The following is a 13,562-nucleotide window of genomic DNA, read 5'->3' as shown; positions in this document are numbered from 1 at the left end:
CCTACGATGGTGGGCGCATGACTCGGCCGGTGAAGATCACCTCGCGTCCGCAACTGGCTCTCCAGTCCTATCTGGACGCATTGCTGCAGGACGCGACCGAAGAGTTGCCGCCAGAAATCGAGGCGCTGCCCGAGGTTGTCGAGGTTATCGAGGTTGAGGCCGCGCTGGATGAGTTCCAGGCTGCCGTGCTTGAAGAGCAGGCCCGTGATGCGCAGAAACCGGCCGTGGCCGCTGCACCCATCGTTGTGCCAGTGGTGAAAGCAGCGGTGGCCGTGATCGAAGCACCGGCACCGATTCTGGCGCCCGTGTCGACGCTTGCACCCCTGCTGCAAGCGTTGGTGCCGCCGTTGGTTGAAGTTCATCTGCCGCCCAGCAACACGCCGCCACCGGTGGAAACCGACGGTCGTCCGGCATGGGCTGCCGAGCCCTTCGAATGCCTGTTGTTCGACGTCGCCGGGTTGACCCTGGCGGTGCCACTGGTGTGCCTGGGATCGATTTATTCCCTGGCCGGTCACGAGCTGACGCCGTTGTTCGGCCAGCCGGAATGGTTCCTTGGGATCCTGCCGAGCCAGGCCGGCAACCTGAAAGTGCTGGATACCGCGCGTTGGGTCATGCCGGATCGTTATCGCGATGATTTCCGCCAGGGCCTGCAATACGTTATTTCGGTTCAGGGCTACGAGTGGGGGCTGGCGGTGCATCAGGTCAGCCGCTCATTGCGCCTGGACCCGAACGAAATCAAATGGAGAAGTCATCGAGGTCAGCGGCCATGGCTCGCCGGCACGGTGATTGAGCACATGTGTGCGCTGCTGGACGTTTCTGCCCTGGCCGAGTTGATCGCCAGCGGCGGGGCAAAGCACATGAGCGGCAGCAAGCCACTTCACAAACCGACATAGCTGCCGACATAACAAGTATGCGACGGCATTGTTGAATGCTGCCTACAGAACACACACCGCCAGAAGCGGTTTTTCGAGGGGTCAGGGTATGAGTAGTCAAGCGACGAATGCAAAAGGTTCTGAAGATCCGATCCTGCAATGGGTAACCTTCAAGCTGGACAACGAAACCTACGGCATCAACGTGATGCGCGTTCAGGAAGTCCTGCGCTACACCGAAATCGCCCCGGTCCCGGGTGCTCCGAGCTACGTGCTGGGCATCATCAACCTGCGCGGTAACGTGGTCACCGTGATCGACACCCGTCAGCGCTTCGGCCTGATGAATGCCGAGATCAGCGACAACACCCGTATCGTCATCATCGAAGCCGACAAGCAAGTGGTCGGGATCATGGTCGACAGCGTGGCTGAAGTGGTTTACCTGCGTCAGTCGGAAATCGAGACCGCGCCGAACGTCGGTAACGAAGAGTCCGCCAAGTTCATTCAAGGCGTGTGCAACAAGAACAACGAACTGCTGATCCTGGTCGAGCTGGACAAGATGATGAGCGAAGAAGAATGGTCGGAACTGGAGAGTATCTGATTGATTCTTGAGGTGGCTGTCATTGTCCTGTTCCTTTTATGGGCAGGCACGCTGGCGATGTTCCTGGCGTACATCCGCGCTCAGCGGCGGATCGCCGCGCAACAGGTCGAGGGCGATGCGCTGCGCGATCAGCGCATCAAGGACCTGGCCAAACGTGTCGACGATTACCAGAACGGCAACGTGCGCATGGGTGAAGACCTGCACGAACTGCGCGCCGTCGTCGGGCCGTTGCCGGACAAACTGGCGCAGCTGGAGCAGCGTGATCCGTCGAGCCTTTCATTCGCCCAGGCGGCACGGCTGGTGGGGATGGGCGCGAGCGTCAGTGAGCTGACGCAGTCCTGCGGATTGACCCAGGCTGAGGCGGAGTTGATGAGCAAGTTGCACAGAAGCTGAGAAGATCAAAAGATCGCAGCCTCGTTTCACTCGACAGCTCCTACAGGGTGTACACCGTCCCAATGTGGAGATCGTTCCCACGCTCTGCGTGGGAATGCCTCTTGGGACGCTCTGCGTTCCGCTGTTGTGTGACGCAGAGCGTCACGGGCTGCATTCCCACGCAGAGCATGGGAACGATCAGTAGTCATCCCCTCGATCGGTGACATCCTTCTCCAGCATCACCGCATGCGGATCATGCCCCTGCGGAAACTTACCCTTCAAATTCCACGCAAACGCAATAATCTCCGCAATCGTGCGATACAACTCCTGCGGAATACTCTCTCCCAATTCCATCCGCGCCAGCAATCTCACCAGCTCGGCGTTTTCGTAGATCGGCACTTCATAATCCCGGGCAATCTGCAGAATGGCTTCGGCCAGTTCTTCATCACCTTTGGCGGTGAGGGTAGGGGCGTGGCTGCCGTCGTATTTGAGGGCGATGGCCTGGCGCGGTGCGGTGGATGTGTTCATGCGGTTTCGTCGACCCAGCGTTGTTCGAGGCGGGTTTGAGGGCCTTGTGGCGGTGTGCCGAGGTGGCAATCCAGATCGCCGACGTTCAGGCCTGATGCCAGCAGCCGTTCGCGCAGCCCGGCCAGATTGCTTTCGATCAGGCTCGCGGTGTACGGCCGTTCGGCCCATAGCTGACTGGAGAGGCTGCCTTTGATCAGCTGCGCCTGAATCTGCAACGGCCCCAGCGGCTCCATGTCGAACGCCAGATCGACTCGCCACAATTGTTGCTTGGGTTCGTGTTCGTCGCGGCGTTCGTGCGGTTGTTCTTTCTCAGGTGCTTCTTCGCGCTGGAATTTGACCTGCAATGGCACGATGTCCTGCAGGTTGCGCATGGGGATTTCCAGTTGCCAGGTGCTGAGCAGCCGACCGTCGTCGGTGAGGCCGGTCTGCTCCAGGCTCGACAGTTGATGGCTTTGCAGGCGCGAGACAGCCGCTGCTGCCAGGCGCAGCAAATGTTCCAGATCGCCTTCACCGTCCTGACTTTGCAGCAGGCGCTCGGGGAGCGGGAAACTGGTCGGCAACGGTTTGGCGCTGACTTGCCCAAGCATTCCCAAGGCGCTGCGCACGAAGCTGGGCAGCGCTTGCGCCAGTGTATTGGCGGCGATGATCGCGTTGAGATTGGTATTGGCCGGCAGGCCCGGCGTCAGTTGCGCGATCAGCTTGAGCAGGTCGCCCTTCATGTCTGGCGTCAGCGTCGGGTTTTGCCCGGTCAGCAGTTTCGCTTCAAGGAACAGACCGCTGTTGGCCAACGCCTGGGCCAGACCTTTGGGTGTACTCAATTGCTGAACGTCCGGCAGGCCGGCGAGCAATTTGTCTACGGCGGCGCGCAGGTCGCTGGAGGTCTGATCCGATGGCGGCAGGTTTTGCAGGACTTTGAGCAAGCCATCCAGAGAGCCTTGGCGACTTTGCTGGCTGACCAATTGCTGCGTCACCGCCAACTGTTCCTGACGGCTGCTCAACGGGACGAATTTCAGGGTCTGGGTGTCCTGCACCAAGGCGCTCAGCAATGTACCGATGCGCAGTGGCGTCGGGCTGTCGATGCTCAGCGTGCTGCCACTCAGCGCGGTATTGAGCAGGCTCACCATCGAGCGAAACACCGTCGGATGACCCGGCACCTGCGGCATTACCTGAGAGGTCAGTACTTTGCCTTGCAGCAAGGTGCCGACTGGCAGTTGCGCCGTGTCGATGCGGGTGAGCGTCGCGACGCTGGAGGCGATGGCCTGTTGCACCGTGACCGCCAGGTTGCCCGCCGATGGCTGGGTAATCGCCAGGCTGGTGCCTTGGGGCAACGGCTGAGTGCTGGTGGCCTGGACCGTGGTCTGGCGACCGCTGTCGAGGGTGACCTTGAGCAACAGTTGAAAGGTCTGATCCGTCTGCTTGAGCGAGAGCACTTCAGCCTTGGCGGTTTGCCCAACGGAGATCAGGCCCTCCATCGGCGTCAGCAGCTTGAGTAGATCACCACTCACCACCAGCGGCCGCGAAGTCGCGGGCGTGGTCGGCGGCAGCGGGAGGATGTTCATTTCGCCTGTCATATGCGGTCACAACCTGTGGAAATTGCGCTCTTTAGAGTGGGGCATGGCATGTATAATGCCGCCCGTCTTCGGGGAGTGGCGAAAACATTGCATTTGTTTGACCTAGCTCTCTAGAACAAGCCGCCAATGCATCTATGCTGCATCTCTTTAGCGGCCGCTCTGCCGCCGACTTGAACCGCAAAAGGCCCGTGATCTCTTGACCAGTCCTGTCCTGCAAACCGTTGCCCTTGCCTGTGAGCGAGACCTTCGGCTGCTCTTCGAAAATCTCGAATTGAGACTGGCCAGTGGCGAAATGGTACAGATCAGCGGCCCCAACGGCAGTGGCAAGACCAGTCTTTTACGTCTGCTTTGCGGCTTGATGCATCCGACTGCCGGGCAGGTGCTGCTCAACGGCTTGCCACTGAACGAACAGCGCAGCGAACTGGCGCGCAACCTGTTGTGGATCGGCCATGCCGCCGGCATCAAGGACCTGCTGACCCCTGAGGAAAACCTCAGTTGGCTCTGCGCCTTGCATCAACCGGCCTCCCATGAGGCGATCTGGCAGGCGCTGTCGGCGGTGGGGCTGCGCGGTTTCGAGGATGTTCCCTGCCATACCCTGTCTGCTGGCCAGCAACGCCGCGTCGCGTTGGCGCGCTTGTATCTGGACAGCCCGCCGCTTTGGATCCTCGATGAGCCGTTCACCGCGCTCGACAAACAAGGCGTGGCGCAACTCGAAGAACACCTGGCAGCGCACTGCGAGCGAGGTGGCATGGTGGTGCTGACCACTCACCACACGCTCACCCGGATGCCTGCCGGCTATCGTGACATTGATTTGGGGAACTGGGCCGTATGAGTGTTTTCGGCCTGTTGGTCGCCCGCGAGGCACGTTTGCTGTTCCGTCGTCCTGCCGAATTGGCGAATCCGCTGGTGTTCTTCGCCATCGTCGTCTCTTTGTTCCCGTTGGCGGTCGGCGCCGGGCCTCAATTGTTGCAAACCTTGTCCCCGGGATTGGTCTGGGTGGCAGCGCTTTTATCGGTCTTGCTCTCGCTGGACGGGCTCTTTCGCAGTGATTTCGAAGACGGATCGCTTGAGCAGTGGGTCCTTTCGCCGCACCCCCTGCCTATTCTGGTTTTGGCCAAGGTGCTGGCACACTGGGCGTTTTCCGGCCTGGCCCTGGTTTTGCTCGCACCCTTGCTGGCGCTGATGCTTGGTTTGCCTGCCGCCTGTCTGCCGGTGTTGCTGCTTTCTTTATTGCTCGGTACACCGGTGCTGAGCCTGCTCGGTGCGGTGGGCGCGGCGTTGACGGTAGGATTGAAGCGCGGTGGCCTGTTATTGGCGCTGCTGATTCTGCCGCTGTACATCCCGGTGTTGATTCTCGGCAGTGGCGCCTTGCAGGCGGCATTGCAGGGCATGCCGGCGACCGGTTATCTCTTGTGGCTTGGTAGCCTGACCGCCCTGGCGATAACCCTGACACCTTTTGCAATAGCTGCTGGCCTGAAGATCAGCGTCGGCGAATAATGAGGTCTGGTCAAATTTTGATCAGTAAAGACCCTTGGCTCTTCAAAGCGAAGAGCACCCGTGATGGAAACAGCAATGAACTGGACCTGGTTTCATAAGCTCGGCTCGCCCAAATGGTTTTACGGCATCAGCGGCAAACTGCTGCCATGGCTGAGTGTCGCGGCGTTGCTGCTGATTAGCGTCGGCGTGGTTTGGGGGCTGGCCTTCGCGCCGCCGGACTATCAGCAAGGCAACAGCTTTCGCATCATTTACATCCACGTTCCCGCCGCCATGCTGGCGCAGTCCATCTACGTGATGCTGGCCGTGTGCGGCATCGTCGGGCTGGTCTGGAAGATGAAGCTGGCCGACGTGGCCCTGCAGTGCGCCGCGCCGATCGGTGCCTGGATGACTGCCGTGGCGCTGGTCACCGGTGCGATCTGGGGCAAACCGACCTGGGGCTCGTGGTGGGTCTGGGATGCGCGACTTACGTCCATGCTTATTCTGCTGTTTCTGTACTTCGGTCTTATTGCGCTGGGCAACGCCATCAGCAATCGTGACAGCGCCGCCAAGGCCTGCGCGGTATTGGCGATCGTCGGTGTGATCAACATCCCGATCATCAAGTACTCGGTGGAGTGGTGGAACACCCTGCACCAGGGCGCGACCTTCACCCTCACCGAAAAACCGGCGATGCCCGCCGAGATGTGGCTGCCGCTGCTGCTGTCGGCGCTGGGTTTCTACTGTTTCTTCGGCGCGGTGCTGTTGCTGCGTATGCGCCTTGAAGTGCTCAAGCGCGAAGCCCGGGCGAGCTGGGTAAAAACCGAAGTGCAGAACAGTCTGGAGGCCGCTCGATGAGTTTCGCTTCATTCGGCGACTTTCTCGCCATGGGCCATCACGGCCTGTATGTCTGGTCAGCCTATGGCATTAGCCTGGCGGTACTGGCCCTCAACGTGGCGGCGCCGATCCTGGCCCGCAAGCGGTATCTGCAACAAGAGGCGCGTCGTCTGCGCCGGGAGAACGGCAAGTGAATCCGCTGCGTAAAAAGCGTCTTATCATCATTCTCGCGATCCTGGTCGGTGTCGGCGCTGCCGTCGGCCTGGCCCTGAGCGCCCTTCAGCAGAACATCAATCTGTTTTACACCCCGACCCAGATCGCCAACGGCGAAGCCCCGCAAGACACGCGTATCCGTGCGGGCGGTATGGTGGAGAAAGGTTCGCTACAACGTTCCGGTGATTCCCTGGACGTGAAATTCATCGTTACCGACTTCAACAAGTCCGTGACCATCAGCTACCGCGGCATCCTCCCGGACCTGTTCCGCGAAGGGCAGGGCATCGTCGCCCTCGGCAAGCTCAATGCTGACGGCGTGGTGGTGGCTGATGAAGTGCTGGCCAAGCACGACGAGAAGTACATGCCGCCGGAAGTGACCAAGGCGTTGAAAGACAGTGGTCAATCCGCCCCAACACCCGCGAAGGAGGGTTGATCGATGACTTCCGGCATCTTTATCCCTGAACTCGGCCACCTGGCCATGATCCTGGCGCTGTGTTTCGCGCTGGTTCAAGCCGTTGTGCCGTTGCTCGGTGCCTGGCGTGGCGACCGTCTGTGGATGAGCCTGGCCCAGCCCGCCGCGTGGGGGCAGTTCGCGTTTTTGCTGTTCGCTTTCGGTTGCCTGACGTATGCCTTCATGGCGGACGACTTCTCCGTCGCTTACGTGGCCAGCAACTCCAACAGCGCCTTGCCGTGGTACTACAAATTCAGCGCCGTCTGGGGCGCTCACGAAGGTTCGTTGCTGCTGTGGGCATTGATCCTCGGTGGCTGGACCTTCGCGGTGTCGGTGTTCTCCCGACAATTGCCGCAAGTGATGCTGGCTCGCGTATTGGCCGTGATGGGCATGATCAGCACCGGCTTTTTGCTGTTCCTGATCCTGACATCTAACCCTTTCGCCCGAATCCTGCCGCAGATGCCGACGGATGGGCGCGACCTCAATCCCTTGCTGCAAGACATCGGCCTGATCGTTCATCCGCCGATGCTGTACATGGGGTACGTCGGTTTCTCCGTAGCCTTCGCCTTCGCCATCGCCGCGCTGCTGGGCGGTCGTCTCGATGCGGCGTGGGCGCGCTGGTCGCGTCCGTGGACGATCGTCGCCTGGGCCTTTCTCGGTATCGGTATTACGTTGGGCTCCTGGTGGGCCTACTACGAACTCGGCTGGGGTGGCTGGTGGTTCTGGGACCCGGTGGAAAACGCATCCTTCATGCCTTGGCTGGTGGGCACGGCGTTGATTCACTCGTTGGCGGTCACGGAAAAACGTGGCGTGTTCAAGAGCTGGACGGTTTTGCTGGCGATCGCCGCGTTCTCGTTGAGTTTGCTCGGCACCTTCCTCGTGCGCTCTGGCGTGCTGACGTCGGTTCACGCCTTTGCGTCCGACCCTGAGCGCGGCGTATTCATCCTGATCTTCCTGCTGTTTGTGGTCGGTGGTTCGCTGACGCTGTTTGCCCTGCGCGCGCCGGTGGTCAAGAGCCATGTCGGCTTCAACCTCTGGTCCCGGGAAACCCTGCTGCTGGGCAATAACCTGGTGCTGGTGGTGGCCGCTTCGATGATCCTGCTCGGCACCTTGTATCCGCTGATTCTCGACGCAATGACCGGCGCCAAACTGTCGGTCGGCCCGCCGTACTTCAACGCGCTGTTCATTCCATTGATGGCGATACTGATGGTAGTGATGGCGGTCGGCATGCTGGTGCGCTGGAAAGACACGCCGGTCAAATGGCTGATGAGCATGTTGACCCCGGTGTTGCTCGGCAGCGCTGCGCTGGCCGTAGTGGCGGGTGTCGCTTACGGCGATTTCAACTGGGCGGTGCTGGCGACGTTCATGCTCGCCGCCTGGGTGTTGCTGGCCGGTGTGCGGGATATCTTCGACAAAACGCGTCACAAGGGTTTGATCAAAGGTCTGCCGACCCTTACCCGCAGCTATTGGGGCATGCAAATCGCGCATTTGGGCATTGCCGTATGCGCGCTGGGTGTCGTGTTGTCGAGCCAGAACAGTGCCGAGCGCGATCTGCGCCTGGCGCCGGGTGAGTCCATGAGCCTGGCCGGTTATCAGTTTGTGTTCGACGGCGCCAAGCACTTCGAAGGGCCGAACTTCACCTCCGACAAGGGCACCGTGCGGGTGATCCGCGATGGCAAGGAAATCAGTGTGCTGCACCCGGAAAAACGCCTCTACACCGTGCAGAACTCGGTGATGACCGAAGCCGGGATCGACGCCGGTTTCACCCGTGATCTTTACGTCGCGCTGGGCGAGCCATTGGGCGAGGGCGCCTGGGCGGTTCGGGTACACGTCAAACCGTTCGTGCGCTGGATCTGGTTCGGCGGGTTGCTCACAGGTTTCGGCGGTTTGCTGGCGGCGCTGGATCGTCGTTATCGGGTCAAGGTGAAAAGCCGCGTGCGTGAAGCACTCGGCATGACGGGAGCCACCGCATGAGACGTTGGTTGATGCTGTTGCCACTGGCGATTTTTCTGGTGGTTGCTGTTTTTCTGTATCGGGGTCTGTACCTGAACCCGGCCGAGCTGCCTTCGGCGATGATCAACAAACCGTTCCCTGAGTTTTCGCTGCCCTCGGTGCAGGGTGACAAAACCCTGACTAAAGCGGATCTTCTGGGTAAACCGGCATTGGTCAACGTCTGGGGCACCTGGTGCATTTCCTGCCGGGTCGAGCACCCGGTGCTGAACAAATTAGCTCAGCAAGGTGTGGTGATCTACGGCGTCAACTACAAGGACGTCAACACCGATGCCTTGAAGTGGCTGGCCGAGTTCCATAACCCGTATCAACTGGACATCCGTGACGATGCCGGCACCCTGGGCCTGAACCTCGGCGTATACGGCGCACCGGAAACTTTCTTCATCGACGCCAAGGGCATCATCCGCGACAAATTCGTCGGCGTGATCGACGAGCAAGTCTGGCGCGAAAAACTGGCCGCCAAGTATCAGGCGCTGGTCGACGAGGCCAAGCCATGAAGCGCTGGATTGCCGCCGCCGTGCTGGGTTTGAGCATGGCCGGTGTGGCCCACGCGGCCATCGACACCTACGAGTTCGCCAAAGAAAGCGACCGTGAGCGCTTTCGCGAGCTGACCAAAGAGCTGCGTTGCCCCAAGTGCCAGAATCAGGACATCGCCGATTCCAATGCCCCGATCGCTGCCGACCTGCGTAAAGAGATTTTTCGCATGCTCGGCGAGGGCAAGGACAACCAGCAAATCATCGATTTCATGGTCGACCGCTACGGTGATTTCGTTCGCTACAAACCTGCCCTCAACGCCAAAACCGCACTGCTCTGGTTCGGCCCCGCCGGCCTGCTGCTGGGCGGTTTTGTGATCATCGCCGTGATCGTCCGTCGTCGTCGCGTGCAACGCACTGACAGCCCGGACACGCTTTCTGCCGAGGAGCGCGAGCGCCTCGACCACCTGTTGGATAAAACCAAGAATGATTGATTTCTGGCTCGCTGCAGGCCTGCTGCTCCTGGTTGCCCTGAGTTTTCTGCTGATCCCCGTTCTGCGTGGTCGCCGCGCTCAGCTGGAAGAGGACCGCACGGCACTGAACGTCGCGCTTTATCAGGAGCGCGTGGCTGAGTTGCAGACTCAGCAGGAGGAGGGCGTACTCAACGCCGAACAAATGGACACCGGCCGCGCCGAAGCTGCCCGTGAACTGCTCGCCGACACCGAAGGCGTCGAGGCGCCGCGTGTTTCGCGTCTGGGCAAGCCGTTGCCATTGCTGGCGGCGATTCTGGTTCCGGTGCTGGGCCTTGGGCTGTACCTGCATTTCGGCGCCAGCGACAAAGTCGAGCTGACCCGCGAATTCGCCCAGGCGCCGCAGTCGATGGAAGAAATGACCCGTCGTCTGGAGCGTGCGGTCGCCGCCCAACCGGACTCGGCCGAGGGCTTGTACTTCCTCGGTCGCACCTACATGGCTCAGGACCGTCCGGGCGATGCGGCGAAGATCTTCGAGCGCACCGTAAGCCTGGCCGGTCGTCAGCCGGAACTGCTCGGGCAGTGGGCCCAGGCCCAATACTTCGCCGACGGCAAGAAGTGGTCGGACAAGGTCCAGGCCCTGACCGACGAAGCGCTCAAAGCTGATCCGAAAGAAGTCACCAGCCTCGGTCTGCTGGGCATCGCGGCCTTCGAAGGCGAGCGTTATCAGGACGCCATCGACTACTGGAATCGCCTGCTGGCGCAATTGCCGCCGGATGATAAATCCCGTGTCGCGCTGCAAGGCGGCATCACGCGCGCCGCCGAGAAACTCGAAGCCAGCGGTGGCAAGGTTGCCCAAGCGCCTGCGGTTAAAGCTGCTGCACTGCTCAAAGTGCAAGTCGATCTGGCGCCAGAGCTGAAAGCCAAGGTCCTGCCGGGTGACAGCGTGTTCATCTTCGCCCGCGCCATCTCCGGCCCGCCCGCACCGCTGGCCGCCAAGCGTCTGACCGTCGCCGACTTGCCGGCAACCGTCGAACTGGGTGATGCCGACGCCATGATGCCGCAGTTGAAACTGTCGAACTTCCCTGAAGTCCAACTGGTTGCGCGCATCTCCCGCGCTGGCCAACCGACTGCCGGCGAATGGATCGGTCGCAGCCAACCCTTGGCCACCAGCACCACCGCGCAACAAAAACTGATCATCGACAGCCCGGATAAATAACAGGAAGCACCACCATGACCGCCATCGCTCGTATCACTCTCCTCAGTATGGTTTTGGGGTTAAGCGCCTGTGCGGTCCAGCAGCCCGAGCCCACACGGCTGCCGCCAATCCCGCCTTCGGGGCCAAGCACCAAACCGCCTCCAACGACGACACCGAGCAAGCCGAGCATCCCGGTCAAACCGTCCAAGCCGATTCCACGCACTTCCGCCAGCTTCGCCCCGCCACCGGGGGGCAATAGCCATTGGGACGCGAAACTCGGCGTTTACGTTCTCGATGATCAGACCAACACCTTCTACCGCCAGCGGACCTACTACCGCTGGAACAACGGCTGGAGCCGTTCGATCAGCCCCAACGGGCCATGGGAAGAAACGGACATCCATGGCGTGCCGGGTGGGTTGGGACGGCAATTCGGGCAGTGAATGGAAACGGCGATCTGAGGATCGCCGTTTTGCTTTTTGGGGTTTGTGAGAGGCGATTAAAGAATGGCTCGATAGTGGGTCAACGCCTTGCTCGACCGAATCAGGCCTTGGCGCAACAGCAGATCAAGATAGGTGCCGACATCCATCGGCGGCATCTTTAGCTGTTTGCGTTGCCGTTGTGCTGCCGCGACAACCGCTGCCGGGTCCAGGCCAAAGAGGTTATCGACGAATTCGTCAGGATGCTGGGCCTCGATGCCAAAAGGTCCGAGTGTTTCATCGGGAAAGTCTTTCTGATTAAAAGTCACAATGACACTGGCGTTGCAGCGTATGGCGGCAGCCAGAACATGTCGGTCATCGATGTCGGGCAGTGTGAGCCCTTCGATCAGCTTTTCGTAACCGGATACGCAAGCATCGGGTATGGCCTGATCCATCAAGTCGGACGTGCGATCCAATTGCTCTGTTGTCAGGTCCGGGCGGTTTTTCAGCAGATTGCGCTTCCATTCGTTGTGTATCTCCAGTGACCATCGCGCCCTGAAACGTCCAGAGAGCGCGAGCCACATCAGAAAGTCTCTCAAGGGAGCGGGGTACAGAACACATGCGTCATATACAGCGGTAAAAGGGGAGTGCCTCACTCGTATCCTGTCCTTAACGCTTGTGCTTGCTCGGCGAGAAGCGTCATTGCTTGCTCGCTGGCGGTGTCGCGCCGGTTTTTATAGTCCATCAAATCGGCAAAGCGCACACGTCGGTGCTTGCCGGTTTTGTGGTAGGACAACTCGCCGGATTCCAGCAGTTTGATCAGGTGCGGGCGTGAGACATTGAGCAAGTCCGCCGCTTCCTGGGTGGTCAGTTCCGCGTGAACCGGGACGACCTTTACCGCATTGCCTTCAGCCAATGCCGCCAGGATGTCGACCAGCAATCGCAGGGCTGAAGTGGGCAGTTCGACGCTGTGAGCTTCATTCTGCTCGTCGAAAATCTGGATGCGTTGGGTTTCGAATTGAGTCGCGAGATAGGCCGCGAGGGCGCGCTGGCCTTCGATAGCGGCCTGAACTTCGCGTGCCATGGGCAAATTGATCGGTGGGTGGATGACTAGGGACATGATGAAATTCCTACAATAGCGATGCTGAAAGGCTATTCGAATCAAACGAAAATCGCAATAAACGAAAAATGAGCTTGTTTAAGGCTCTTTTGCCAGCAAGGTCTGCTTAATCGACAGCCCTCGCAGGGCCGATCAAATCAACACCCTGTAAAACAACCGAGCGTCGTGATCCGGATTTTTGTGCTTGAGTAAAAGTAACCCTAGGGTTATTTTTGTTGGGCCGAAGCAAGGAGGCTGGTGGTGCAGAGCAGGTTATTGATCAAAGAGCTGATAGAGGCGGGCTGGACACTGGACCGGGTCACCGGCAGTCATCACATCTTCACTCACCGTTACAACCCTTACACGATACCCGTCCCTCATCCGAAAAAGGGTTTGCCGATCGGGACGGTCAAAAGCATCAGGAGGCGAGCCGGGCTTTATTGCCCGGGAGCCAGTTTGGCAGGAGATCCATAATGCAATACCCAATCTGTATCGAGTGGGGCGACGAGAACACCGCCATCGGTATTCAGATCCCCGATATCCCAGGTGCCGTAACGGCCGGGGATACGTTTGAAGATGCTTACAACGCGGCGGTCGAAATTGCCCACATCATGCTGCAGGAGATCATGGCAGATGGGGAGTCGATACCGATGCCGACCTCAGCGGCTGCGCACCGCGAGAATCCGGAATTTGCCGACATGGGTTGGGGAATGCTGGAACTCGACATCTCGCAATATCTGGGCAAGACCGAGAAGGTCAACGTGACACTGCCTGGCTACGTGATCCAGCGCATTGACCGCTATGTGCGAGAGCACAATGTCAAAAGCCGCTCCTCCTTTCTCGCGGATGCGGCGATGGAGAAGCTGGTTCGGCATTGAGGGGTATCAGTCGAATCGCCTTCGCGGGCCTCGCTCCTACATCTATGGTTACCCCCTTTTCTGCAATACTGTTCTTGATGCGTGTTTGGCTTGCTTTCATCTATCCGGC

General features: G+C 59.9%; 19 protein-coding genes. 15 read left to right on the top strand and 4 right to left on the bottom strand.

All coding sequences use genetic code 11. The features are described 5' to 3' along the window. Positions 1-17: 17 nt before the first annotated feature. The 3 genes from AC1RQB_RS18350 to AC1RQB_RS18340 all read left to right on the top strand — a co-directional run bounded on the left by AC1RQB_RS18350 (position 18) and on the right by AC1RQB_RS18340 (position 1,860). A complete protein-coding gene (locus tag AC1RQB_RS18350) occupies positions 18-893 on the top strand; it encodes a CheW domain-containing protein (RefSeq protein ID WP_063342921.1) in 876 nt (291 codons plus the stop codon). Between the two features lie 88 nt (positions 894-981). Next, positions 982-1,467, top strand: coding sequence for a chemotaxis protein CheW (locus AC1RQB_RS18345; RefSeq protein ID WP_008072653.1), 486 nt, complete (start codon positions 982-984; stop codon positions 1,465-1,467). Next, positions 1,468-1,860, top strand: a complete 393-nt coding sequence (locus tag AC1RQB_RS18340; RefSeq protein WP_063342922.1) for a DUF2802 domain-containing protein — start codon at positions 1,468-1,470, stop codon at positions 1,858-1,860. Positions 1,861-2,037: 177 nt separating this feature from the next. Here the strand turns inward: AC1RQB_RS18340 and AC1RQB_RS18335 are convergent, their stop codons facing one another. Further along, positions 2,038-2,367, bottom strand: coding sequence for an EscU/YscU/HrcU family type III secretion system export apparatus switch protein (locus AC1RQB_RS18335; protein ID WP_063342923.1), 330 nt, complete (start codon positions 2,365-2,367; stop codon positions 2,038-2,040). Then, positions 2,364-3,938: a flagellar hook-length control protein FliK gene (fliK, locus tag AC1RQB_RS18330; RefSeq protein ID WP_063342924.1), complete on the bottom strand. Its 1,575-nt coding sequence runs from the start codon at positions 3,936-3,938 to the stop codon at positions 2,364-2,366. Before fliK ends, AC1RQB_RS18335 begins: the two co-directional genes overlap by 4 nt. A 196-nt stretch (positions 3,939-4,134) precedes the next feature. Here fliK and ccmA point away from each other — a divergent pair, with 196 nt between their 5' ends. The 10 genes from ccmA to AC1RQB_RS18280 all read left to right on the top strand — a co-directional run bounded on the left by ccmA (position 4,135) and on the right by AC1RQB_RS18280 (position 11,500). After that, positions 4,135-4,770 carry a cytochrome c biogenesis heme-transporting ATPase CcmA gene (ccmA, locus tag AC1RQB_RS18325; RefSeq protein ID WP_063342925.1) on the top strand — a complete coding sequence of 212 codons (636 nt, stop codon included), beginning with the start codon at positions 4,135-4,137 and terminating at the stop codon, positions 4,768-4,770. Beyond that, positions 4,767-5,435: a heme exporter protein CcmB gene (ccmB, locus tag AC1RQB_RS18320; protein ID WP_008072659.1), complete on the top strand. Its 669-nt coding sequence runs from the start codon at positions 4,767-4,769 to the stop codon at positions 5,433-5,435. Before ccmA ends, ccmB begins: the two co-directional genes overlap by 4 nt. Positions 5,436-5,510: 75 nt before the next feature. Continuing rightward, positions 5,511-6,266, top strand: a complete 756-nt coding sequence (locus AC1RQB_RS18315) for a heme ABC transporter permease (RefSeq protein ID WP_063342926.1) — start codon at positions 5,511-5,513, stop codon at positions 6,264-6,266. Continuing rightward, complete coding sequence (ccmD, locus tag AC1RQB_RS18310) at positions 6,263-6,439, top strand: heme exporter protein CcmD (RefSeq protein WP_007894243.1); 177 nt, start codon at positions 6,263-6,265, stop codon at positions 6,437-6,439. Before AC1RQB_RS18315 ends, ccmD begins: the two co-directional genes overlap by 4 nt. Then, entirely contained in the window at positions 6,436-6,891 is a 456-nt protein-coding gene (gene ccmE, locus AC1RQB_RS18305; protein WP_008026817.1) for a cytochrome c maturation protein CcmE, read from the top strand. Before ccmD ends, ccmE begins: the two co-directional genes overlap by 4 nt. A 3-nt stretch (positions 6,892-6,894) precedes the next feature. Further along, the gene (locus tag AC1RQB_RS18300) at positions 6,895-8,883 is read left to right on the top strand and encodes a heme lyase CcmF/NrfE family subunit (protein ID WP_063342927.1); all 1,989 of its coding nucleotides are present in this window, start codon (positions 6,895-6,897) and stop codon (positions 8,881-8,883) included. Continuing rightward, complete coding sequence (locus AC1RQB_RS18295) at positions 8,880-9,416, top strand: DsbE family thiol:disulfide interchange protein (protein ID WP_063342928.1); 537 nt, start codon at positions 8,880-8,882, stop codon at positions 9,414-9,416. Before AC1RQB_RS18300 ends, AC1RQB_RS18295 begins: the two co-directional genes overlap by 4 nt. Continuing rightward, positions 9,413-9,886: a cytochrome c-type biogenesis protein gene (locus tag AC1RQB_RS18290; protein WP_063342929.1), complete on the top strand. Its 474-nt coding sequence runs from the start codon at positions 9,413-9,415 to the stop codon at positions 9,884-9,886. The genes AC1RQB_RS18295 and AC1RQB_RS18290 overlap by 4 nt, the downstream gene beginning before the upstream one ends. Next, complete coding sequence (ccmI, locus tag AC1RQB_RS18285) at positions 9,879-11,081, top strand: c-type cytochrome biogenesis protein CcmI (protein ID WP_063342930.1); 1,203 nt, start codon at positions 9,879-9,881, stop codon at positions 11,079-11,081. The genes AC1RQB_RS18290 and ccmI overlap by 8 nt, the downstream gene beginning before the upstream one ends. A gap of 14 nt (positions 11,082-11,095) precedes the next feature. After that, entirely contained in the window at positions 11,096-11,500 is a 405-nt protein-coding gene (locus AC1RQB_RS18280; RefSeq protein WP_207267371.1) for a hypothetical protein, read from the top strand. Between the two features lie 56 nt (positions 11,501-11,556). On the opposite strand, the gene AC1RQB_RS18275 is transcribed toward AC1RQB_RS18280, so the two are convergent. Then, positions 11,557-12,132, bottom strand: coding sequence for a PIN domain-containing protein (locus AC1RQB_RS18275; protein WP_063342931.1), 576 nt, complete (start codon positions 12,130-12,132; stop codon positions 11,557-11,559). Then, on the bottom strand, positions 12,129-12,596 hold the full coding sequence (locus AC1RQB_RS18270; protein ID WP_008073029.1) for a helix-turn-helix domain-containing protein: 468 nt from the start codon (positions 12,594-12,596) through the stop codon (positions 12,129-12,131). The genes AC1RQB_RS18275 and AC1RQB_RS18270 overlap by 4 nt, the downstream gene beginning before the upstream one ends. A 240-nt stretch (positions 12,597-12,836) precedes the next feature. Here AC1RQB_RS18270 and AC1RQB_RS18265 point away from each other — a divergent pair, with 240 nt between their 5' ends. Together AC1RQB_RS18265 and AC1RQB_RS18260 are read left to right on the top strand one after the other, a co-directional pair. Next, entirely contained in the window at positions 12,837-13,049 is a 213-nt protein-coding gene (locus tag AC1RQB_RS18265) for a type II toxin-antitoxin system HicA family toxin (RefSeq protein ID WP_063342932.1), read from the top strand. Then, positions 13,049-13,453, top strand: a complete 405-nt coding sequence (locus AC1RQB_RS18260; RefSeq protein ID WP_007894254.1) for a type II toxin-antitoxin system HicB family antitoxin — start codon at positions 13,049-13,051, stop codon at positions 13,451-13,453. The genes AC1RQB_RS18265 and AC1RQB_RS18260 overlap by 1 nt, the downstream gene beginning before the upstream one ends. Positions 13,454-13,562: the final 109 nt, after the last annotated feature.

It is taken from the genome of Pseudomonas sp. GW822-FHT02E03 (assembly GCF_058802325.1).
The sequence above is the reverse complement of the archived record's forward strand: the minus strand, read 5'-3'. Positions and strand labels throughout refer to the sequence as shown.